The sequence below is a fragment of the Streptomyces sp. AC627_RSS907 genome (assembly GCF_019049165.1).
In genome coordinates this window covers 89,215-111,427 of record NZ_JAGMUE010000152.1, presented here as the reverse complement: position 1 = coordinate 111,427, position 22,213 = coordinate 89,215, and the positions used below count along the sequence as shown (strand labels likewise).

Sequence of the window (22,213 nt, the reverse complement as noted above, 5' to 3'; positions counted from 1 at the left end):
GTGTCAGGTCCGGGCGAGCCGGGGGATCAGGAGTTCGGCGTTGCCACGGTTGACGGCGTGCAGCTGTCCGGGTTCCCAGTGCGGGTACTCGTCCAGCCCGCGGTCGAAGCCGGTGGCCCACTCCTCGGGAAGCATGGGGAAGTCGCTGCCGTACAGGACGTGTCCGGGCGCGGCGAAGGCGAGCAGTGAGGGCAGGGCGGCCGGGCCGGCGGAGATGGCGGTGTCGAAGTAGAAGCGACGGAGGTCGCTCAGCAGGCCCTCGGGGGTGGCGTCGGGACGGAGCCGGGCGGCGACGGCGAAGCGGTGGGCGGCGTACGGCAGGAAGCCACCGGCATGGGGAAGGATCGCCCTGATCCGGGGGTACCGCCGTGGCACCCCGTTCAGCGCCATGTGGAGAGCCGTGCGGACCGTGTCGTACGGGAAGTCCACCAGAGGTCCGGGCAGCCCGGGGACCGGCGTGACCGGCGGCGCGGTGGGGTGGACGAGTACGACGGCGGCGCGCGCGTCCAGTTCGGCCCAGAGCGGCTCGAACGCCGGGTCACCGAGGTATCGGCCGTGCACGTTGGACAGGACCGTCAGACCGTCGGCGTTCAGTTCGTCCAGTGCGCGGGCGGCCTCGGTGAGCGCGGCGTCGACGTCGGGCAGGGGGAGGACGGCGAAGTGACCGAAGCGGTCGGGCCGGTCCTTGACGACTTCGGCGGTGTACTCGTTCACCCTCCGGGCACCGTCGCGTGCTCCGGCGGGGTCGTCCGGGGCCCCGACCGGTGCGGGGAACGACAGGAGGCCCGTGGCGATCGACCGGCGGTCCATCATCGCGATCGCGCTGCGGACGTCCCACGCGGGAGCGGGCCAGCCGAGCGCCGCGGCCCGCTCGGCCATCGCGGGGCCGAGGTCCGGTGGGACCAGGTGCTGGTGTACGTCGATACGCGCGGGGTCCGGCATGGCTGTCCGAGCCTCCTCGAACGAGGTGCGGGGAGCGGGGCTGCGGCGGGACAGCCCGTATCCACGAGGTACTACCCCTCGGGGCAGGGGGGCGGGGGTGGCCGAGCCGGGGATCACCCGCGCGGGCGAGCCCCGGTTCACCGCCCGGCCCGTCCCGGCCGTGTCCGGTTCAGGGGCGTCGTGGCACGCGGTGGCCGGACGGTGGTCCTCCGGGCCCGGGAACGTGCTGCCCCGCCGGACGCGGCGGGCGTACGCACGGGGCGGGACCGCCGGCCGGCGTGGGCGTGCGGCCGGGCCGGGGTTCGCCGGTCGGCGCTGCGGCCGGCGCGCGCCACCAGCGGCGGGACGCCAGGGCGGCCAGGGCGGCGCCGGTGGCGTTGACCAGTACGTCGTCCACGGAGGACACCCGGTCCAGCCTCAGGACGTACTGGAGGGTCTCGGCCAGGACCGAGCAGCCCGCCCCGAGCACCAGGATCCGCGGCACCGACGCCAGCGCGGTGAACCGCATCGGGGCGAAGAAGCCCAGCGCCGCGAAGACCAGCAGGTTGCCGAGGATCCCGAGCGGCCCCATCGTGAGCAGGTCCACCACCGGGACGAGGCTGAGGCGGCCCGGGACCTCACCGGCCCGCGCGCCCGGCATAAGGATCAGCCACACCCACGGCACCGTCCCGTGGACCAGGCCGACCTCGGCCAGGGACCTGTGCCGCGCCCAGGCCGGCTCGGTGCCCGCGGCTCTCCTGCGGCGCGCCAGGAGCCACACCACCAGCACGGACAACGGCAGCGTGGCCACCATGGCGAGCATCACGCCGTTGAAGGTGAAGAGCCAGGCGTGCAGGCCGCCGCGCATGACCATCGGCACGGACACCACGAACATCCGCAGCACGTACACGGCTACCGCCGCGCCGGGGACCCCCAGCCCGACGAGCACGATCCAGCGGCCGGTCCTCCGCGCCCGGCGGGCCGGGGCTGACGGTGGTGTGTTCTGATCCATGCCCCTACTGAACACGGAGGGCCGTTGCCGTGGCGTCTGCGCTTTTCGATACGCCGGCGACACACGCGATCCTTGCCGGTGCCGTGTCAGTCGTGCGGGGAAGTGCCGCGCCGCTCGGGTCCGGGCGCTGTCCACGGCCGGGGTGGCGTACCGCTGCCGTGGTGCGGGGACGCGGTGGGCAGTTCCACGGTGATGCGGAGTCCGCCGGCGGAGCGCGGGGCGAGGGTGAGTGTTCCGTCGTGTGCGTGGGTGATGGTCGCGACGATCGCCAGGCCGAGGCCGACGCCGGCGTGGTCGGTGTGTACGCGCTCGGTGCCGCGCTGGAACGGTTCGGTGAGTGTCGGGACCAGCTCCGGGGGGACCCGCTCGCCGGTGTTCTCGACGGTGAGGACCACTGTCCTGGGGCGGACGCCGGTGGTCACCCACACGCTGCCGCGTTCCGGCAGGTTGTGGACGATCGCGTTGTGCACGAGGTTCGTGGTCAGCTGCAGCAGGAGCGCCGGCGATCCGGTCGTGGGGGCGATGTCGCCGTCGGTCTCGAGAGTGACGCCGTGCTTCTCCGCGAGAGGGAGAAGTGTTTCGGTGGCCTCTTCCGCCATGAGGGACAGGTCGACGTGTTCCCCGGTGAAGGAGCGCCGGTCGGCACGGCTGAGCAGGAGCAGCGCTTCGGTGAGGTCGATGGCCCGGGTGTTGACGGCGTGCAGGCGGTCGATGAGCAGGTCGGTGGCGCGGTTCGGATCGGCGCGGGCCACCTCGAGCAGTGACTTGGAGACCGCCAGCGGGGTGCGCAGCTCGTGGGAGGCGTTGGCTGCGAACCTCCGCTGTTCGGCGACGTGTGCTTCGAGCTGCGCGAGCATCACGTCGAAGGCGTCGGCGAGTTCGCGGAACTCGTCCTGGCGGCCCGGCAGCCGGATCCGGTGGGACAGCGATCCGTTCGCGGCGGTGCGGGTGGCGTGGGTGATGCGGTGCAACGGGGCGAGCATGCGGCCAGCGAGGAACCACCCTCCCCCGAGGCCGAACACCAGCAGGAACGACATCGCCACGGCCGCCATGGGAGCGAAGTCACGCGCGACGGAGAGACGGTAGTCGGGCATGAAGACGAGCCCGACGTGGTTCACCCGGGTCAGGAACAACCAGCCGGTGACGAGCATCAGGGCGCCGGCCAGCATGAGGAATCCGGTGTAGCTGAGGGCGAGCTTGAGCCGGACACTCAACCCGGGCCGCCTATCCACGGCCCGCGCCCTCACGTCCGGTGCCGGGTGGTGTGTCGATGCGGTAGCCGACGCCGGGCACGGTGGCGATGGCCCAGGGCTCGCCGAGACGCTTGCGCAGTGCCGAGACGGTGATGCGCACGGCGTTGGTGAAGGGGTCGGCGCTCTCGTCCCACGCCCGTTCCAGGAGTTCCTCGGCGCTGACGACACCGCCTTCCGCGGCGACGAGGACCTCGAGCACGGCGAACTGCTTCCGGGTGAGCGCGACGTAGCGGTCGTCGCGGTAGACCTCGCGGCGGAAGGGATCCAGGCGCAGGCCTGCGATCTCCCGCACGGGAGGTCTGGCGTGCGCACGCCTGCGGTCGAGCGCCCTGAGCCTGAGCACGAGCTCCCGCAGCTCGAAGGGCTTCGTCAGGTAGTCGTCGGCGCCGAGTTCGAACCCGGTGGCCTTGTCGTCGAGACGGTCGGCCGCGGTGAGCATGAGGATCGGCATGCCGCTGCCGGAGGCGACGATGCGTGCGGCGATCTCGTCACCGGAGGGTCCGGGGATGTCGCGGTCGAGGACGGCGATGTCGTAGGTGTGGACGCTCAGCATTTCCAGCGCGGTGTTGCCGTCCCCCGCGATGTCGGCCGCGATCGCTGCCAGGCGCAGCCCGTCGCGGATGGCTTCCGCCATATAGGGCTCGTCCTCGACGATCAGCACACGCATGGTGTCGATGCTACGAGTCGGCGCATATCGTCGGCGTATCGATCACCGCACACCTGCCGGCGACACCGCGCTGCCCCGGCCGCAGGCATGTCCTCCGGCGAACCGGCACGAACAGCGGCCCGGACCAGGCACCGCCGAGGGCCGGGGCCGCGCGCGGGGGTCCGAGCGTGGGGCCGATCAGCGCTGCCGGCCACTCGGTGTCCGTGCGGGCACAGGGTTCGGCCGGCCGGCGGCCGTCGGTGCCGGGCTCGTCCCGCACCGCCCGGTGCCCCGGCCCGGCCGCGTCACCCCGGCCCGGCCGCGTCACCCCGGCCTGTCCGCGCGAGGGCCCGGTCACCGACCGGACCGGCGGGCACCCGCACCCGCACCGCTACCGGGGCGAGGGGCGCGGCGACGTCGCCACCGTCAGCCGCCCCTCCGACGTCCCGGGGCGGGTGGCCTTCCGCCTGGGACGCTCCGCCGGCCTCGGCGGCGCCACCGCCGTCCGCCCGCGCACCGACGCCGCCGGACGCCGGCCCGCGACCGCCTGCCGGAACGGGCCGTCGGCAGCGGACCGCCGCGGCCAGGAAGGGCACGCCGGCCCTGGACCGCCACGACCAGGAAGGGCACGCCGGCCCTGGACCGCCACGACCAGGAACGGCACGCCGGCCGTACCGGCGAGGTCCGCCGGCCCAGCCACTGCGACGCACACCCCGCCCCGGCCGTCAGGGCAGCGCCGGTCCGGCCTGCCACTCCCGGGCCCAGGCCAGCAGTTCGGGTGCGTGCAGGGTGCTCACCCACAGCTCGGCCCGGCCGGCTTCCTCCTCGGCCGGCCGGGGCCCGACGCCGACCACCCGCAGGCCCGCCCGACGCGCGGATTCGACCCCCGTCAGGGAGTCCTCCACGGCCAGGGCGTCCTCAGGCCGGACGCCGCAGAGCCGTGCCGCGGTCGCGTACACGTCCGGCCACGGCTTGGGACGCAGGTCCCCCGGCCGCTGCCGCGTCGCCGGGTCCGCGTCGGCCGTGCGGCCCCCGGTCCCGGAGGGGACGACGACGTGCTGGAAGTGCCGGCGCAGCCCCGCCCAGGCGAGGCTCTCCTCGACCACCTCCGCGGGGCAGTTGCTGGCCACCGCCAGCGGCAGCCGGCCGGAGAGCAGGCGCACGAACTCCACGGCTCCGGGCATGGTGAGGGGCTCGTCGGCCACGAGTGCCAGGAAGTGTTCCAGCAGGGCCCTCGTCAGGCCGGTGGCCAGTTCCGGCTTCTGCGTCTCCTCGGCCATCAGCCGCCCGCAGTCGGCGTAGTGAACTCCTTTGGCCCGCTGCGCGAACCCGTGCGGAGGCCTCAGCCCGAAGGCTTTGAACGCCCGGTTGCGCGCTTCCTGCCAGTGGCGTTCGGTGTCCATCAGGGTGCCGTCGCAGTCGAAGACGACGGCTTTGGGCGACCAGCGGAGAAGGGGGAGAGTCCGAGTAGGCACGGTGCCTCCTGGAGTGGGAGCGAGTGGGCGCGCCGACGGCGGCGTTCGCACCGCCGGTGTGGCGCGGTTCCCCGTGCGGAGGTATGGCCCCCGTGCCGGAGATGTGGCCCCCCGTGCCGGAGGAGCGGGACCCCGAGTCCTCCGGCGCCCCGGACGGATCCATCCGCTCTCCGGGCATTCCGCCTCAAACGGGAAACATTGCAGTGACTACGTTATTTTCGTTGCACAGAGTGCCGCAATCACTACTTCGAGTGATCGACGGCGTGACGGGAAAGGTGTAAGCCTCGCCGCTCCACGGGCGGTGACCACGGAACCGCCCTGCCGACAACCACCCGGTAGCGCCGATGAGTTGAGGCATATGCGGATGGCGGCCCGCAGGGGCCGCCATCCGCAGCGTCAAGGCCGCTTCAGCGCCACCTGCCACGCCGCAAAAGACTTTTGACCACCCGTAAGCGCTCACCATCGAAAGGACATGCAATTACCGCGCACATCACGGACGAATTGCACCGGGCGTACGCGGGCGCACTACATTCTCGACCGTCAGGAGAACGCTGAGCGAAGGTGGACAGCACCGTGCAGGAACGGGCCATGGCAACCCGCAGATCCCTCCTCGAGGCAGCCGCCTGCCTCTTCGCCGAGCGGGGCTACGCCGCCACCAGCGTCAACGACATAAGCGCCCGGTCCGGCCGGACCAGTGGCTCCGTCTACTTCCACTACGCCAGCAAGGAAGGGGTCGCTCTCGCCGTCGTCAAGGCGCAGTTCGCCAGCTGGCCGGGGCTCGCGGCGCGGTACCGGGACCCCCGCGAACCGCCCCTGGAACGTCTCGTCGCCCTCAGCTACGAGGTCGCCCGTGCTCTGGCCGAGGACATCCACGCGCGCGCGGGAGCACGCCTGTGGGCGGAACGGGAAACCATCGACGCCCCCCTCCCCGACCCCTTCGCCCTCTGGACGGTCGCCGCCACCCGCCTCCTCGCCCAGGCCCGGGCCGCGGGCCACCTGGCCCCGGGCGTCCGGCCCGCACCCACCGCCCGCACGCTTGTCCGGGCCTTCTTCGGACTCTGCACTCTCACCGAGGCCCTGGAGGGACCCGACGTCATCGTCCGCCGCCTCACCGACTGGTGGCACCTGACACTGCCCAACCTCCGGCACGACGGCAGGGCGACGCGGCCGTGCTGCGACCACGGGCGGACATGACGGACGGGCCGGCGGGCACGGCGCGGCCGCCTCGACGTACCGGCACCTTGTCCCGCTCGTAAGGTGATATGTATGTCACGTGCCGTCCTGGTTCCCGCGCCGGGGGCCGGACAGACGGGTCGCGATGACGACGTTGGGACGTGCAGCCGCCTATGACCACAGCGCGGGACCTCCTCGTGATCACCTTGGACAGCGCCGGTGACCAGCCGGTGAGAGCGGGTGACCTCTCCCTCGCGCTGGCCGGGGCCGAGCTGGTCGACCTCTTCACGGCCCGTGCGGTCGAGTTGCGCGAGGACCGCATCGTGCCCGGCCGGCTTCCCGCGGCGGCCGATGTCCTCCTGGAGCAGGCCTTCGCGTCGTTCGTCCGGCAGGAGCCCCACGAGACGATCAGTGACTGGCTGTGGCGCAGAGGGAAGGCGCTGGACGCGGCCTACGTCGCCGCCTTCGAGGCGGAGGGGCTGCTGACGCGGCGACGCCGCGGGGGCCGCCTCTTCCCGACCGGTGAACCCGTCCTCGTCGATTCACCCGCCCGCCGCCGGGCGACGGAGCGGTGGTCCTCCGCCGAACCCGTCCTCATGACCCTCGCGGAGGCCGTGGGCGTCCGCGGTCAGCGGACACCGGACCTTCCCGCGGAGACCGAGGGCGCGGTGGAGCTCATCCTGGCCACCGTCGGCGACGCGCTGCAGGAACTCGAAGCCGAACGGCAGCGGCGGAGCATCGAGCAGGAGGCGTTCGACAACATCTGGCGCGCCCCCTGAGCGCACCGCGTCGTGGAGCGCTCAGGGGGCGCGCCACGAGTTCCGCGCCCCGGCCGGTGGCGCCTGGAGCCGGGAGCGTCAGCCCTCGGTCTCCAGCCGGGCGGTGATGTCCTCACGCAGCCGTGCCTTGTCCGTCTTGCCGACCGCGGTCAGGGGCAGTGCCGGGACCTCGACAAGACGTTCCGGCAGCTTGAACCGGGCCAGCCCGCTGCCCTCCAGGTACGCGCGGAGGTCGCGCAGGGTCGGCGCCCCCTCGTCACTGCCCACCACGTACAGGCAGACGACCTCGCCCAGCACGCGATGCGGCATCGCGACGGCAGCGGCGGCCCGCACCCCGGGGTGCGCCAGGACCAGTGCCTCCAGTTCGTCCGCCGGGATCTTCTCTCCCCCGCGGTTGATCACGTCCTTCAGCCGCCCGGCGACCACGAGGTTCCCGGACGGATGGCGGCGGACGAGGTCGCCGGTGCGGTAGAAGCCGTCGGTGGTGAACGACGCGGGTGCCACGCCGCCGTGATACTCCGTGATGACGCCCGGCCCCCTGACCAGGAGCTCACCGATCTCGCCGTCGGTGACGCGTCGGCCTTCGCCGTCCACCACGAGGGTCTCGTCCCCCGGCGAGGAGGGCCGTCCCTGGGTGGTGAAGGCCACGTCGGGCGGGTCGTCGAGCCGGGTGAAGTTCAGCATGCCCTCGCTCATGCCGTACACCTGCTGGATCCGGCAGTCGAAGGCGTCGGCCAGTCGCACGGCCGTGGTTTCGTCCAGGCGCGCCCCACCGACCTGCAGCACCCGCAGACTCGACAGGTCACGGCCGTCGGCGGCGGCTCTGGCCATCAGCCACTGCCGGGCGAGCGCGGGAGTGAGCGCGCAGTGTGTGACGCGTTCGCGCTCGATCAGTTCCATGGCCGCGGCCGCGTCGTCCGGGGCGGCGAGCACCGCCTTCCCGCCGCCGGCGAGGGTGCCGAGAATGCCCGGAGCGGAGAAGGCGAAGGCGTGTGTCACGGGCAGGACCGCGAGGAACACCGAGTCGGGTGTCAGCCCCGACACCGCCGCCGCAGCCCGGATCACGTGTCCGAGCGCCTCGTGGGTGCGGGCGATGGGTTTGGGGGCGCCCGTGGTTCCGCTCGACAGCAGGTACAGGGCGGTGTCCGAGGGCCGCCGGCCCGCATGCGGGGGAACCCGGCCGGCGGGAGCCGGGCCGGGGGCCTCGATGAGCTCGTCGAGGCTGACATGGTCCGCGGCCGGGCCGGTGAGGCCCGAGACGAGCAGGGTCCGTACGGACGGATGCCGCTCGCGGAGTCTCTCGGCGAGCCCCAGGTGGTCGAAGCGCTGGTGCCGTGCCGGTACGGCCAGTGCGGTCGGCGCCAACGCGGTGAGCACCGGCTGGAGCTCGTGTTCGCGCAGGGCGGGCAGGGCGAGGGCCGGGCACGCCCCGAGCCTGATCAGCGCGAGGACCAGAACGACGAACTGGACCTGGTTGGGCAGGTGCACGAGTACGGTGTCGCCGGGCCGGACGCCGGCCCGCGCCAGGCGTGCGGCGCAGCCGGACACCGCCGCTTCGAGTTCGGCCCTGGTGAAGGCGCGGTCGCCGCCGACCAGAGCCGCCCGGTGACCGGAGTGCACCCGCGTGCTCAGCACGAGATCGTCCAGGAACTCCGGGCGCCACCAGCCGCGGTCACGGTACTCCTGGGAAACACCCGCGCCGGGAAGGCGGTCGCCGAGGACATCGGCGAGTTGCCGCAGGGTGTAGTCGTGCGCGGTCCACAGGTCGACGCGGGTGGCGAACCGGTCGGCCAGCTCGACCTGGATCTGTGTGAGGTCGACGGAGTCGAGCGCGAGATCTGTGCGCAACCGTGCGTCGTCGTGCAGCAGCTCTTCCTCGATTCCCAGGTCACGGAGGATCTTCCGCACTTCGTCGATGCCCGTCAACCGGGCCTCCTTGGCTCGGGGAGCTGTTTCCTTCGCGGTACGTGCGAGAGTCGGTATTCCCCGTGCTACCCGCCGCCAGACCGGCGCGCGGGTGCAGTGGGAAGCGCGGGTGACCGCGGAGGCGTGGGAAGTGGGTGGCGTCGGCCCCTACGCGCCCTGCACCGTGCGTGACTTCCGTGCGACGCTGTGTCGTCTCACCGGATGTGCCATTGGAGCGTGATGAGCCCATCGAACAGCGGGACGCTCGCCGTACCGGGCGCGACGATCTATTTCGAAGTACGAGGCGAGGGACCTCTCCTGCTGCTCATCGGAGGGGGAAACTCCGACGCGGCCGTCTACAAGCGCATGGCTTCCGTCCTGGCTTCGTCCCACCGCGTCGTCACCTACGACCCGCGGGGCAACTCACGCAGCGTGCTCGACGGCCCCCCGATGGACCAGAGGGTCGAGGAGCACGCCGACGACGCGTACCGGCTGATCCGGCACCTCGGCGGCGACGAGCCCGCGTACGTCTTCGGAAGCTGCTCGGGCGGGCTCATCGCGCTGGAACTCACGGTCCGCCATCCGGACAGGATCCGGCTGACCGTCGCCCACGAACCCCCCGTTCTGAGCATCCTCCCCGACGCCGGGCGGCACCTGGCACTCCTCGACGACATCTGTCAGACGTACCTCGTCGAGGGCATGGCCCCCGCCCTGGTCAAGCTCCAGGCCCTCCACGGCGGCCGGCCCGCACCCGCCCTCCCCGAGGTGCACGACAACACCGACTTCTTCCTGACCCACTTCGTCCGGCCGTTCACGCGCTTCGTGCCCGACCTCACCGCGATCGGCGACGTGGTGCACAAGGTGGTGTGGGCCGGCGGCCACGCCTCACGCGGGGATCTCGTGCACCGCCCCATGCTCGTCCTCGCCGAGCGGTTCGGCCGCGAGCCGGAACTCTTCCCGGGCGGGCACGTCGGATACGCGAGGTACCCCGCCGACTTCGCCGAGCGGCTCGTCGAGGTCCTCGCCACGGCGCCCGGCGCGGTGGAGCGTCCGCAGGGGGCCACCGGCGGAGGGGCGTGACGTGCGGATCGTGATGGGTGCGCAGAACTGTGGCTTCGGTCCGGCCTCCGAGCTCGTCGCGGTCTCCCGGCACCTTCCCGGGCACGAGCGGGTGTTCGTCGGCGACGGCGTCACCGCGGTCTTCGCCCGGCGCAACCCCGACGCCTTCGACGACGTGCACGACACCAGCGGGATGCCGGGGACGGCCGGCGCGGAGGTGACCGACGACCTGCTGCGGGGCAGCGATCACGTGGTCTCCGTCATGGACGCCGAGCTGGTGTTCCGGGCCGTCGTGGCGCGGCGGCCCGTGACCATGGTGGACAGCCTGTTCAGCTTCTGGCGGCTCGCACGGCCACTGGACAGGATCCGCGACCTCTGCGCGACCCTGCCGCGCTCCGGCTACCCGGCCGCCGACCGGCACCTGGCGGGCCTGACGCCCCACGAGCGGATCGTCGCGGCCCACCTGCTCGCCACACACAGCGTCGTACAGAACTTCCCCGGCGTCACCGAGCGCGCCGCCGAACTGGCCGCTCCGGGCACCGGTCACGAGATACACCGGACCGGCTCGATCATCGACGTCGCCGGGCTGCGGGACGTCGTCGCGCGCCCTGCGGAGCCGGAGTACGACCTGCTGGTCAATGTCGGTGGGTTCAAGAACTTCCTCCTGGACTTCGACGTCAACAACGACTACCTGCGCCTGCTGCACCGGTGGATTCCGGACCTGCTGCGGGACTGGCCCCGGTTCCGCCGCGTCCTGGTGTGCGGCGGCCCGTTCGGCGAGGGCCGCGAGCGGACCTACACGGTCGCGGGCGGACGGGCCGACTGCCGTTTCCTGCGTCAGCGTGAGCTGCTCCGGGTCGCGGCGGGCACCGCGGACCACCTGCTGGCCCCCGGACTCACGGCACTGCACGAATCGATCGCCCTCGGGCGGCTGCCCCTGGCGATGCACGAGCAGCACTACGCCCATGTCTTCACGATGCGCGCGCTCGACGGCACGCTGTTCGGCCGCGGCGGTGGCCGCTTCGCGGACGTGGTGCCGTCCCATTCCCTGCCGGAGGACGACTTCGCCGGCACCGCGGCCCTCGTCGAGCTGGCGGGCCGTGTCCGGGAGGACGACGGGCTCTACGCGAGGTTCCGGCGTACGTTCAACGAACGCATCGAGCACTACGTCTCCCTCACCCCGCCGCAACGACAGGAGGGCGTCGAGGAGCTCGGGAAGCTTCTCGACGGTGAGCCGGTCCACTCGGTGCTGACCGATCTCCTGGGCACGTCGCGCGCCGCCTAGCATGCGGCGGCCCTCGCACGTCGAAGCGGTCGGCGCCGACGGGCCGGCCCTGACGGCGGGCCGACCCTGACGGGGCGCCGGACGGGCCCGGGGGGAGGCGGCCGTCGGGGCGGTGCGCGGTGGCGTTCCTTCCGGACCGGGTGGCGGAGACCGACCGGTCCGTGGCGTTCGTTCGCCGGAAACCAGGTCGGTCCGGCGGCGGCAGGGGTTACAGTCGGCGGGCAGTCGTCGCCGCCCCGCCGGCGGGGCGGGGGTCCCTTCCGGGAGCCGTGAGCCCTGACCCGTCGGTCACGTCGTGAACCGTGAGCCGTCCGTGAGGTGGTAGCCCATGAGCATCGTCGACCTGGCCGCACTCGGCGAGTCCTTCACGCGTGATCCGTACCCCGTCTACGCCCGCTTACGGGCCCGGGGCCCGGTCCACCGCGTCCGGATGCCGGAGGGCAACGCGGAGGCCTGGCTCGTCGTCGGCTACGAGGCCGGACGCGCCGCGCTCGCGGACCCGACGCTCTCCAAGGACTGGGGCAAGGCGTCCCCCACGCTTCCCCTCCGTGCCGTCTCCTCCGGACCGCACATGCTCGGGGCCGACCCGCCGGACCACACGCGACTGCGCAAGCTCGTCGCCCGGGAGTTCACCGCCCGCCGGGTGGAGGAACTCGCCCCGCGCGTCCAGAAGATCACCGACGCGCTCCTCGACCGGATGCTCACCGCGCCCGACGGGCGCGTCGACCTCGTCGAGGCCCTGTCCTTCCCGTTGCCCATCTCCGTCATCTGCGAACTCCTCGGCGTGCCGGACCTCGACCGCGAATCCTTCCGGGCGTGGTCGAACGACGCTCTCGGCGCCACCGTCCCCGAGACCCGCATGACCGCCGCGGCGTCCATGGCGCGGTACCTGGAGGAACTGCTCACGAGCAAGCGGCAGCAGCCGGACGACGATCTGATGAGCGCGCTGATCCACGGTTCGGACGGCGGCGGCGACCGGCTGTCCTGGGACGAACTCCGCGGGATGGCCTGGCTGTTGCTGGTGGCGGGCCACGAGACCACCGTGAACCTCATCTCCAACGGCGTCCTCGCCCTGCTCACCCACCCCGAGCAACTGGCCGCCCTGCGCGCCGACCTCACGCTCATCGACTCCGCCGTCGAGGAGATGCTCCGCTACGACGGCCCCGTGGAGACCCCCACCTACCGGTTCACCACCGAGCCGCTGACCGTCGGCGACACGGTCGTCCCCGGAGGCGGCGAGCTCGTCCTGGTGGCCCTGGCCGACGCCGACCGCGACCCGGCGCGCTTCCCCGACCCCGACCGCTTCGACATCACCCGCGACGCCCGCGGCCACGTGGCGTTCGGCCACGGGATCCACTACTGCCTGGGGGCCCCGCTGGCCCGCCTGGAGGCACGCATCGCCATCCGTACGCTTCTGGAACGCTGCGAGAACCTGGCCCTGGACATCCACCCGGCGGCGGTCACCTGGCGTCCGGGGTTGTTGATCCGCGGCCCGCGGAGTCTGCCCGTGCGGTTCGCCCCGTAGCCGGCGGGAGGTTGCCGGTACCGGCATCCGCTCATGCGGGCTGTTCGGGATCGGGCTGGAGCGCGATCACGACGACGTCGTCGGACAGGTTGGGCGCCCATTGGGCGAGGTCGCGTTCGAGGAAGGCGATGAGGTCGTCGGGGGTGGGCGGCTGAGCGCGTCCGGTGAAGTGGGCCTGGAGCCGTTCGCGCAGGGGGTAGAAGGAGCCGGTGAGGCTGCGTGCCTCGGTGATGCCGTCGGAGTAGGCGACCAGGACGTCTCCGGGACTGAGCGCGTAGGTGAGGGTGCGGGGCGGTTCGAGCAGGAGGTCCCCCATGCCCAGGGGCAGGCTGTGCTCGGTGTGCACGACGAAGGTGGTGTCGCGTCCGACGACGATCAGCGGCTGGTGGCCGCGGTCCAGGATCCGCACTTCGCGCGCGTCCGAGGAGAATTCGAGCAGGACCGCTGTGGTGAACAGTTCGTCCGCCGGCGCCCCTCCGTGGTCCGGCGCGCCCCTGACGTCGTGGACGGGCTCCGCCGGGGGGTTTTCACGGTCGAGCTGCAACGCCACGTCGATCCGGGCGGCGACCTGGGGAAGCGCGCGGTGGAGCAGCGCCGCCTCCTGGAAGGTGGAGATCACCGTGGCGACGGTCTGCGTGGCCTGGACGCCTTTGCCCTTGACGTCCCCGACGATCACACGGATGCCGAACGGGGTCGGGCGGACGCTGTAGAGGTCCCCGCCGATGAGCGCGTCGTCGTCGGCCGCCCGGTAGAAACCGGCCAGCCTCAGCGGGCCGGCCCGGGCGGGAAGCGGACGCAGCAGGGCGAGCTGGACCGCTTCGGCGACCGCCCGCACCCGGCGGAACCGGCCCTCGATCCGGTTGCGCACCACGCACAGTCCGACGGACAGCAGGGTGACGGCGACCAGCACGATCAGGGTCGATTCGGTCGCCGGACCGATGTAGTCCTCGATCAGCTGAGTGAGAGCCAGCAGGAGACATCCGGCCGCACCGGTGGCCGCGACGCCGATCGGTGGATAGGTGAAGATGGCCAGTACGACCGAGGCCGTGAGCAGGGATCCGAAGAAGTAGTACCGCGGTGTCGCCTGGTCGAGCAGGAGCGTCGCCACGACCAGCGCGGGTGGCAGCCAGCGCAGCCAGCGCGGCGGCCACGGATGCTGCTCGACCTGCCGCCGGTACGCCTCAGCAGCACGACCCGCACCCACGGCTGTCAGTCCTTTCCCGCCCGTCTTGAGGCTCGAAGCGCATAACGAGCATCATGCATGACCAGACCTGGCCTCAAGGGCACCAACCCACCCACTTGGTTCCTCGGCGGGCGAACCCGCCCTTTCCGGCCGCGGCGCGCCCCCGGGGACGCCGTGCCCGTCGCTCAGCGCACGGTGATGACCAGCTTGCCCGTGGCGCGGCCCGTCTCCCCCCAGAACGTGGGCCCGGGCGCCCTCGGCGAGGGGGAAGGCGCCCGAGACGTGGGCGCGGAGCCTGCCACGGTCGACGAGTCCGGCGACGGCGCGCATCCCCGGTGCCGCCGCGGCGTCGGGGCCGGCCTTGAGCGAGGAGACGCGCCGACGCTTTCAATCTCACATATAAGCGCATAAACCAGGTCTTATATAGACATGCCTACTTATACGCGGCGCACCCTGCTGGGTGCCTCGATCGTGGCCGCCGGCTCGGGAGCCCTGACCGCCTGCACCGGGTCCGGCACCAACTCCGGGGCCGGGGCTCCCGGCCACACGGGCGGCGGCCCCGGCCACACGGGCGGCGCCCCCGAGCACACGGGCGGCGCTCACAGCGCGGGCGGCTTCGTCCCGAAGGGGCCCAAGGGATACGTCAACCCGTCCGATCCCGAGGTCCTCGCCGCCGAGAGGAAGCGCGGGAACGGCCCCCTCCGCCGGTTCACGCTCACCGCCACCGAGTCGTCCGTCGACCTGGGCGGTCGGACCGTCAGAACCTGGACGTACGGCGACACGCTGCCCGGCAAGGAGGTCCGGATCACCGCGGGCGACGTCCTCGACCTCACGCTCGCCAACCATCTGCGCGAGTCCACGACCCTGCACTCGCACGGTGTCCGGATGCGCTGCGACATGGACGGCGTGCCGGGCCTGACCCAGTACTCCATCAAGCCCGGCGCGGACTTCACCTACCGCTTCGCCGTGACGCACCCGGGCACGTACTGGCTGCACTCGCACTCGGGCATGCAGCTCGACCGCGGCCTGTACGCCCCGCTGATCGTCGAGGACCCCAGGGAGCCGCTGTCCTACGACAAGGAGTGGGTCGTCGTCCTGGACGACTGGCTGGACGGCGTGGCCGGCTCCACCCCGGACGCCGTGCTGGCGCAGTTGCAGGACGGCAAGGGCCGGCCGATGGACATGGGCGAGGGCACCGGGCGCGACGGATCACGCCACGACATGTCCGACGACGCCCACGGGGCGGACCCCGGCCGGCCCACCGGCCCTTCCCGCGTCCTGCGGGACTCCCACAGCCGCCTGCTGCACAGCATGGGCGGAAACGTCGACTACCCGCACTACCTGGTCAACGGCCGCCTCCCGAAGGCTCCCACGGTGTTCCGGGCCCGCCCCGGGGACCGCATCCGGCTGCGGATCATCAACGCCGGGGGCGACACGGCTTTCCGGGTGGCCCTCGGCGGTCACGAGATGACGGTGACGCACACGGACGGCTACCCGGTCCGGCACACCAGGACGGACGCGCTGCTGCTCGGCATGGCCGAACGCTACGACGTACTGGTCACCGCCAAGGACGGGGTGTTCCCCCTGGTCGCGCTCGCCGAGGGCAAGGGCGCCAGGGCCCTTGCGGTCCTGCGCACCAGCAGCGGGGACCTCCCCGGGCCCTCCGCGCATCCGGACCAGCTCGACGGCCGGATCGTGCCCGCCAGGCGGCTGGTGCCGGACGAGTCCGTGGCCTTCAGCGACCGCGACCCGGACCGCGAGATGCGCATCAAACTGACCGGCGGCATGAAGGACTTCGACTGGGGCTTCGACCACGAGCCCTACTCCATCCAGAAACGCGTCCCGGTCCGGGAAGGGGAACGGGTCCGCCTCACCCTCATCAACGCCACCGACATGTGGCACCCCATTCACCTGCACGGCCACACGTTCGCCCTCACCGGCATCGACTCGGCAGGAGCCCGCAAGGACACCGCCATCGTCCTGCCCCACCGCAAGCTCGTCTTCGACTTCCGCGCCGACAACCCGGGCCTGTGGATGCTGCACTGCCACAACCAGTACCACTCCGAATCCGGCATGATGACCATCCTCGGCTACCGGAAGTGACGGTGCCCCGCCCTCGCCGGACCGTCGTCGCGGTCCGCGAACGGATCGGCTGACGCTTCCACCACACGACTCGCGCCGCGCTGAGATGGCGGGTGGCCGGCCGGCGGGTGAGCATGGACCTGTGCCGGGTTCCGGCCCGGGTGGGCGCCGGGTGCCACGGGTCACCCACCGCCCCAGCACCGTCCCGGCGCGTGTCAGCGAGCCCGGTCCCGCCCGGCTCGACGATTCCAGGGAGCCCCCATGTCCCAGCCCCGGCAGCAGCAGTCCCCGCCCGGTGTGACCTCCGAGATGGTTCCCCGGCCCGATCACGGTGAGGAGAGCTACCGCGGCAGCGGGCGGCTGACCGGCAAGGCAGCGGTGATCACCGGTGGGGACAGCGGGATCGGGCGCGCGGTGGCGATCGCCTACGCGCGTGAGGGCGCGGACGTCCTGGTCTCCTACCTCGACGAGCACGAGGACGCGCGGGAGACCCGGCGGTGGGTGAAGGAGGCGGGGCGCGAGTGCGTACTCGTCCCGGGTGACGTGGCCGATCCGGCGCACTGCCGGTCGATCGTCGACAGGGCCGTGGAGGAGTTCGGCCGGATCGACGTGCTGGTCAGCAACGCCGCGTTCCAGATGACGCGGGACTCCGTCGAGGACATTCCCGACGAGGAGTGGGACCGCACCCTGGCGATCAACCTCAGCGCCTTCTTCCACCTGACCAAGGCCGCTGTCGCGCACATGCGGCCCGGTTCGGCGATCATCGGGAGCACCTCGGTGAACTCCGACAGCCCGCCACCGCAGCTGCTGGCCTACAACGTCACCAAGGCGGGCATCGCGAACATGGTCGGCTCGCTGGCCCAGATGCTGGCCTCGAAGGGCATCCGTGCCAACAGTGTCGCCCCCGGGCCCATCTGGACGCCGCTCATCCCGGCGACGATGCCGCCCGAGCAGGTGGAGAGCTTCGGTTCGCAGGTACCGCTGGGGCGGCCGGGGCAGCCGGCCGAGCTGGCGCCGGTCTACGTGCTGCTCGCCTCGGACGAGGCGAGCTACGTCTCCGGCGCCCGGATCGCGGTGACCGGCGGACAGCCGATCCTGTGAACGCGCACCGGACGGATCTGTACCCGCTGCGGCTGACCGGCCCGGCGAAGCCGCTGGTGTTCGGCGGGCACGCGATCGCCCGCCGCCTGGGCAGGGCCGGCCTCCCCGACTGGAGCATCGCGGAGACCTGGGAGTGCAGCGACGTCGAAGGCGCCGGCAGCGTGGTGACCGACGGCCCCCTGGCCGGTACGCCCCTGCGCCGGGTGGCCGTCGACCACCCCGGAGAGCTGATGGGCGACGGGTGGTCCGGCCGGTACTTCCCCGTACTGACGAAGTTCATCGACGCCGCCGGTGCCCTGCCCGTGCATCTGCACGCCGACGACGAGACGGCCCGGCGCCTGGAGGGCCAGCCCAACGGCAAGACCGAGGCCTGGCACATCCTCGACGCCTCCCCCGGCGCGACCGCCCTGTGCGGCGTCAAGGCGGGCGTGACGGCCGACCGGCTGCGTGCCGCGCTGGAGACCCAGGACTTCGACACGGTCCTGCGGCGCCTGCCGGTGCGGGCGGGCGAGACCCTGTACGTGCCCGGCGGGACCCTGCACAGCTTCGGACCGGACACCCTGGTCTACGAGATAGAACAGACGTCCGACATCCAGCAGCACGCGATGCGCTGGAAGATGGAGGACGGCTCGTCCGTGGGCGACGCCGAGTTCCGTGCCAACCTCGACATGCTGATGCGGCAGGTCGACCTCGGGGCCCGGCCGGATTTCACACCCGGTCTGAGCGTCGCCGTCGGTGACGGGGTGGAGCGGGTCTTCCTGTGCGCGGGCCCGTACTTCGCTCTCGAACGCTGGCGTGCCGGGACGGCGGAGCCGCTGCGCCACTCGTTCGCCACCGCGCAGATCCTCTCCAACGTCGGCGCCCCGGTGCGGGTGCGGACGGGCGGCTGGAGCGAGGAGCTCGGCCGGGCGCAGACGCTCCTGCTGCCCGCGGCCTGCGCGGAGGTCGAGATCACCGGACCGGCCGACGTCCTGTTCGGCTACCTGCCCGACCTCGACCGCGATGTCCGCCGCCCGCTGCTCGAAGCGGGCCACCCGCTCCCGCTCGTCACCGCCCTGGGCGCGGGCCCAGTTCCTGGGGCTCGGCCGCCCGCTCGATCGCTTCCCGGCTGACCTGGGTGGTCTCCGCCTCCGGACCGGTGCTCATCAGCAGGGGGCGGGGGGAGACGAGCCGGATCACCGCGTACGAGTCGCGTCGGCCACCCGGTGGCAGGTACGTGATCGCGGCCCTGGCACTGACGGGACCGGCCACCGGCGCCGGAGCCCGGCCCGGGGAATCCGCTCGCCCCAGGCGTGTGACGGCCGGGCTGCCGCCCGCCCGCCTGCCACACTCACCGGGTGCCCTGTCAAGCCCGAGGTGAGCAGGAGGACGTCGGCATGCCCGTACCGAACGCCGAGACGGACGTACTGGTCGTCGGCGGCGGGCCGGTGGGGCTCACCGCCCGCGCGCTCCTGGAACGCTGGGGCGTGCGGGTACTGCTGGTCGACAAGCACCGCGAGCTGTCGCCCTTCCCCCGGTCCCGGCTGGTCAACGTGCGCTCCATGGAGGTCTTCCGCCGGCTCGGACTGGCCGAGAGGATCACCGCCGTCGCCTTCCCGCCGGAGTACGGCCGCGTCCGCTTCCGCGACACCCTGTACGAGCGTGACTTCGCCACCGCGGCGATGGTCGGAGTCCACGCTCCGGTGCCCGAGAGCCCCGTGACCGGTGTCGTCACCTCGCAGGACCGGCTGGAACCCGTCCTGCTCGCCGCGGCCGGCGCACCGACGCGGTTCGGGACCGAGCTCACCGGCCTGGCCGAGGAATCCGACGGCGTCGTGGCCCTGCTCGTCGACCGTGACAGCGGTGCCGAGACTCGTGTCCGCGCCCGCTGCCTCCTCGCCGCCGACGGCGCGCACTCCACCGTCCGGCAACTGCTGACGATCGGCACCACGGGCCCCGGAGCACTGGGGAACGTCACCACCGTCGTGTTCGACGCCGACCTCGACCGCTGGTGCGCCCGCCGGCCCGCCGGGGTCTACGTCACCGCGCACGGCTCCTTCCTCCCGCTCTACCCGGAAGGAGGCTGGGCCTGGTTCGGCCCCACGCCCGAGGACCCCGCACACACCGACTGGCCCGGCCTGGTCGCGCGCGCCCTCGGACCCGGCGCCGGGGTACGGGCCGAGGTGCTGCGGGTCCAGCACTGGGTGATGCACGCGTTCGTCGCCGAGCGCTTCCGCCGGGGCCGGACCCTGCTCGCCGGCGACGCCGCGCACGCGATCCCCATCGTCGGCGGCCTGGGCATGAACGCGGGCATCGCCGACGTGCACAACCTGTGCTGGAAACTGGCGGGGGTCCTGAGCGGGTGGGCCGGACCGGGCCTGTTGGACACCTACGACACGGAACGACGCCCGGTGGCCCACCGGACACTCCGCCAAGCGGTGGCCAACACCCAGCTTCTGCTCCAGGTGCAGAACCGGCGCCGCGAGCAGCTCCGCACCGGCGAAGCGCCGTCGGACGGCATCGAACTCCCCTGGTCCGAGGAGTACTTCGCCCAGCTCGGCCTCGTGCTCGGCGTCGCCTACCGCTCCGACGCCGTCCTCACCGGCCACGACACCCCGCCCGAGCCGTCCGACAGCGGCACGGACTACGTCCCCAGCACCGAGCCCGGCCACCGCATGCCGCACCTCTGGCTCGCCCCCGGCACCTCCACGCTCGACACCGTCGGCGAGTGGTTCACCCTGCTGACCCCGGACCCCGCCCACTGGGAGCGACAGACCACCGCCGCCACCCCCTGGCCACTGCGCGTCGAGACCCTCGGGCACGAGCACCTCGGCCCCTGCGGCCTCGGCCCGCACGGCGCGCTGCTCATCCGGCCCGACGGACACGTCGGCGCCCGCTGGGCCGACCGCTCCCCCGACGACACCACCCTCCGCCACGCCCTCACCGCCCTCACCCGGCGGGGGCGCTGACTCCCGCCGGACCGGACCGGCCGCCGAAAGCCGGCCGAACCCGAACTGGCCTTGGGTGAAAGCCCCTTCACCGGCACCGGGACTCGTGAAGACACCTTGAAGGTGTGTCAGGAAGACGTCCCGGCTTCCGCCGGGCGTTCACGGGCCGGTGGTAGCGTGCGCGCCGTTCGACAGGCTTGAGAACTCCGTACTCGACGTTTGGACTCTCCTTGAGTGACATGGCCAACGAGACGCCTACGAGCACATTCGCCCCGGGAGGGCGCCACCGGCACCGCAGGACGAGACAGCCCGGGACGGCGGCCCGGCGAGCCGTCGTACTCGCGATGACCGTTCCCGTGGCCTCGGCCGCGCTGGCCGGCACCTCGGCGTTCGCCGCCGGCAAGGACACCACCGCGACAGCGGCCCGCGGAGTCGCGACAGCGGGTCAGGCCAACGGCCTCTCGGCGGACGACGCCCAGCTGGTCGCCAACCTCGACGCCCGCGTCCTCGACCAGCGACTGGGCACCAACGTCAGCGGCGTGGTCCTGGACGGCGACTCGAAGGACGCGCTCTGGGGGCGCAACGCGACCACCGCGATGATGCCGGCGTCCAACGCCAAGCTCGCCACGTCGACGGCCGCCCTGACGGTGCTCGGCCCCGAGCACCGGTTCACCACAAAGGTCGTCTACGGCCACGGCACGCTGACCCTGGTCGGAGGCGGTGACCGGACCCTCACCAGTGACGACCTCGCCGAGCTGGCGAAGACAGCCGTGGCCGGGCTCAAGGCGGCGGGCCTGACCTCGGTGAAGGTCGCCGTGGACGACAGCCTGTTCGCCGAGCCGTCCCTGGCCGAGGGCTGGAACGAGGGCTACTACCCCACCGAGGTGGCACCGGTCCGCGCGCTGGTCGTGGACGGACACAGCGTCGAGGACACCTCCCTCGACGCGGGCAAGGTCTTCGCCGAGCGGCTCACCGCGGCCGGCGTCACCGTCGACGGCGACGTCACCCGTGCCACGGCCCACCGACGGGACGTACCGGTCGCCCGGCACAGGTCGGCGCCGCTGAGCGACATCGTCAAGACGATGCTCAAGACCAGCGACAACAACATCGCCGAGACGCTGCTGCGCGCGACCGCCGTGAAGGCGGGCCGCCCGGCCACGTTCGAGGGCGGCACCGAGGTGGTGCGCCAGGTGCTGAGCCATCGGTACGGCGTGTCCCTCGAGAACTTCGAGATGTACGACGGAAGCGGCCTGTCGCGGGCTGACCGCATCCCGGCCGCGACGCTCGCTCAGATCCTCGAACTGCCGACCGACCCCCGCCACGCACACACCCTCGGGGCGATCCTGGAGGGCCTGCCGGTCGCCGGCGAGGCCGGTGCCACGCTGGGTCCGGAGTGGGGGCGCTTCGACGACCCGAACTCCCAGTGCGCCGTCGGCAAGGTGCGGGCGAAGACCGGCACCCTCACCGGTGCGGTCGCGCTGAGCGGTCTGACGCGGACCGAGGACGGGGAGTGGCGCGTGTTCTCCTTCATCGAGAACGGCTCGACGGCCGCCCCCGGCGACATCAAGGACGCCATGGACGGTCTGGCCGCGACCGTCAACGGGTGCTGGGCCTGACGAGCCCGGGACGCCGCCGGCAGGCCGCGCGCACGCACCGCGTGGCCCGGCTTGCCGGCGGCCCTCCAGCACCGCCACGTGCCCCGTCGCCGACGCCCGTGGGGCCGTCGGCCGCGGCGTGCTGCGCGCCGTGACGGAAGGTCAGCCGGGTGCGCGTCCCGCGGGACCGCCGCAACGGGTCCTCCCGGGGCTGGTCCGCAGGACGGCCACGGCGAACGTTTCCCCTCGTGTTGTAAGCTGACCGTTCCTGTTCTTCGTGTGTCGAGGAGAC

General features: G+C 72.6%; 17 protein-coding genes and 1 pseudogene. 10 read left to right on the top strand and 8 right to left on the bottom strand.

Annotated features, from left to right (window positions below):
- Positions 1 to 3 precede the first annotated feature (3 nt).
- The 5 genes from KUM32_RS29200 to KUM32_RS29180 all read right to left on the bottom strand — a co-directional run bounded on the left by KUM32_RS29200 (position 4) and on the right by KUM32_RS29180 (position 5,307).
- A complete protein-coding gene (locus KUM32_RS29200) occupies positions 4 to 942 on the bottom strand; it encodes an amidohydrolase family protein (protein WP_217144968.1) in 939 nt (312 codons plus the stop codon).
- 169 nt (positions 943 to 1,111) lie between these two features.
- Positions 1,112 to 1,933, bottom strand: coding sequence for a VanZ family protein (locus tag KUM32_RS29195; protein ID WP_217144967.1), 822 nt, complete (start codon positions 1,931 to 1,933; stop codon positions 1,112 to 1,114).
- An 86-nt stretch (positions 1,934 to 2,019) separates the two neighbouring features.
- Complete coding sequence (locus tag KUM32_RS29190) at positions 2,020 to 3,165, bottom strand: HAMP domain-containing sensor histidine kinase (protein WP_217144966.1); 1,146 nt, start codon at positions 3,163 to 3,165, stop codon at positions 2,020 to 2,022.
- The gene (locus tag KUM32_RS29185) at positions 3,158 to 3,853 is read right to left on the bottom strand and encodes a response regulator transcription factor (protein WP_217144965.1); all 696 of its coding nucleotides are present in this window, start codon (positions 3,851 to 3,853) and stop codon (positions 3,158 to 3,160) included. The genes KUM32_RS29190 and KUM32_RS29185 overlap by 8 nt, the downstream gene beginning before the upstream one ends.
- Positions 3,854 to 4,557: 704 nt before the next feature.
- Positions 4,558 to 5,307 carry an HAD family phosphatase gene (locus KUM32_RS29180; protein WP_217144964.1) on the bottom strand — a complete coding sequence of 250 codons (750 nt, stop codon included), beginning with the start codon at positions 5,305 to 5,307 and terminating at the stop codon, positions 4,558 to 4,560.
- Positions 5,308 to 5,880: 573 nt separating this feature from the next.
- Between KUM32_RS29180 and KUM32_RS29175 the strand changes: the two genes are divergently transcribed.
- Both KUM32_RS29175 and KUM32_RS29170 read left to right on the top strand, forming a co-directional pair.
- A complete protein-coding gene (locus KUM32_RS29175; protein WP_374227562.1) occupies positions 5,881 to 6,501 on the top strand; it encodes a ScbR family autoregulator-binding transcription factor in 621 nt (206 codons plus the stop codon).
- Positions 6,502 to 6,653: 152 nt separating this feature from the next.
- The gene (locus tag KUM32_RS29170; protein ID WP_217144962.1) at positions 6,654 to 7,259 is read left to right on the top strand and encodes a GPP34 family phosphoprotein; all 606 of its coding nucleotides are present in this window, start codon (positions 6,654 to 6,656) and stop codon (positions 7,257 to 7,259) included.
- Positions 7,260 to 7,337: 78 nt separating this feature from the next.
- Here the strand turns inward: KUM32_RS29170 and KUM32_RS29165 are convergent, their stop codons facing one another.
- Complete coding sequence (locus KUM32_RS29165) at positions 7,338 to 9,185, bottom strand: AMP-binding protein (RefSeq protein WP_254406290.1); 1,848 nt, start codon at positions 9,183 to 9,185, stop codon at positions 7,338 to 7,340.
- A gap of 219 nt (positions 9,186 to 9,404) precedes the next feature.
- Between KUM32_RS29165 and KUM32_RS29160 the strand changes: the two genes are divergently transcribed.
- From KUM32_RS29160 to KUM32_RS29150, 3 genes are all read left to right on the top strand, one after another.
- Positions 9,405 to 10,244, top strand: coding sequence for an alpha/beta fold hydrolase (locus KUM32_RS29160; protein ID WP_254406289.1), 840 nt, complete (start codon positions 9,405 to 9,407; stop codon positions 10,242 to 10,244).
- Position 10,245: 1 nt separating this feature from the next.
- Positions 10,246 to 11,508, top strand: a complete 1,263-nt coding sequence (locus tag KUM32_RS29155; protein ID WP_217144960.1) for a hypothetical protein — start codon at positions 10,246 to 10,248, stop codon at positions 11,506 to 11,508.
- A 328-nt stretch (positions 11,509 to 11,836) separates the two neighbouring features.
- On the top strand, positions 11,837 to 13,033 hold the full coding sequence (locus KUM32_RS29150; RefSeq protein ID WP_217144959.1) for a cytochrome P450: 1,197 nt from the start codon (positions 11,837 to 11,839) through the stop codon (positions 13,031 to 13,033).
- 31 nt (positions 13,034 to 13,064) lie between these two features.
- Here the strand turns inward: KUM32_RS29150 and KUM32_RS29145 are convergent, their stop codons facing one another.
- Positions 13,065 to 14,237, bottom strand: coding sequence for a PP2C family protein-serine/threonine phosphatase (locus KUM32_RS29145; RefSeq protein ID WP_217144958.1), 1,173 nt, complete (start codon positions 14,235 to 14,237; stop codon positions 13,065 to 13,067).
- A gap of 164 nt (positions 14,238 to 14,401) precedes the next feature.
- A pseudogene (locus tag KUM32_RS43940) lies at positions 14,402 to 14,549 on the bottom strand (zinc-binding dehydrogenase); the annotation flags it as partial.
- A 96-nt stretch (positions 14,550 to 14,645) separates the two neighbouring features.
- On the opposite strand from KUM32_RS43940, the gene KUM32_RS29140 reads away from it, so the two are divergent.
- From KUM32_RS29140 to dacB, 5 genes are all read left to right on the top strand, one after another.
- Positions 14,646 to 16,319: a multicopper oxidase family protein gene (locus KUM32_RS29140; RefSeq protein WP_217144957.1), complete on the top strand. Its 1,674-nt coding sequence runs from the start codon at positions 14,646 to 14,648 to the stop codon at positions 16,317 to 16,319.
- Between the two features lie 240 nt (positions 16,320 to 16,559).
- The gene (locus KUM32_RS29135; RefSeq protein ID WP_217144956.1) at positions 16,560 to 17,399 is read left to right on the top strand and encodes an SDR family oxidoreductase; all 840 of its coding nucleotides are present in this window, start codon (positions 16,560 to 16,562) and stop codon (positions 17,397 to 17,399) included.
- Entirely contained in the window at positions 17,396 to 18,511 is a 1,116-nt protein-coding gene (locus tag KUM32_RS29130; RefSeq protein WP_217144955.1) for a class I mannose-6-phosphate isomerase, read from the top strand. Before KUM32_RS29135 ends, KUM32_RS29130 begins: the two co-directional genes overlap by 4 nt.
- Positions 18,512 to 18,775: 264 nt before the next feature.
- A complete protein-coding gene (locus tag KUM32_RS29125; RefSeq protein ID WP_217144954.1) occupies positions 18,776 to 20,347 on the top strand; it encodes an FAD-dependent monooxygenase in 1,572 nt (523 codons plus the stop codon).
- A 218-nt stretch (positions 20,348 to 20,565) separates the two neighbouring features.
- Positions 20,566 to 21,942 (top strand): D-alanyl-D-alanine carboxypeptidase/D-alanyl-D-alanine-endopeptidase, encoded by a 1,377-nt coding sequence (gene dacB, locus KUM32_RS29120; RefSeq protein WP_217144953.1) that lies wholly within the window; start codon positions 20,566 to 20,568, stop codon positions 21,940 to 21,942.
- Positions 21,943 to 22,213: the final 271 nt, after the last annotated feature.

Coding starts and splice junctions, on each gene's coding strand:
- KUM32_RS29125 (WP_217144954.1), top strand. CDS start 18,776: ATGCCCGTACCGAACGCCGAGACGGACGTACTGGTCGTCGGCGGCGGG.
- KUM32_RS29160 (WP_254406289.1), top strand. CDS start 9,405: ATGAGCCCATCGAACAGCGGGACGCTCGCCGTACCGGGCGCGACGATC.
- KUM32_RS29200 (WP_217144968.1), bottom strand. CDS start 942: ATGCCGGACCCCGCGCGTATCGACGTACACCAGCACCTGGTCCCACCG.
- KUM32_RS29150 (WP_217144959.1), top strand. CDS start 11,837: ATGAGCATCGTCGACCTGGCCGCACTCGGCGAGTCCTTCACGCGTGAT.
- dacB (WP_217144953.1), top strand. CDS start 20,566: ATGGCCAACGAGACGCCTACGAGCACATTCGCCCCGGGAGGGCGCCAC.
- KUM32_RS29195 (WP_217144967.1), bottom strand. CDS start 1,933: ATGGATCAGAACACACCACCGTCAGCCCCGGCCCGCCGGGCGCGGAGG.
- KUM32_RS29170 (WP_217144962.1), top strand. CDS start 6,654: ATGACCACAGCGCGGGACCTCCTCGTGATCACCTTGGACAGCGCCGGT.
- KUM32_RS29185 (WP_217144965.1), bottom strand. CDS start 3,853: ATGCGTGTGCTGATCGTCGAGGACGAGCCCTATATGGCGGAAGCCATC.
- KUM32_RS29140 (WP_217144957.1), top strand. CDS start 14,646: ATGCCTACTTATACGCGGCGCACCCTGCTGGGTGCCTCGATCGTGGCC.
- KUM32_RS29135 (WP_217144956.1), top strand. CDS start 16,560: ATGTCCCAGCCCCGGCAGCAGCAGTCCCCGCCCGGTGTGACCTCCGAG.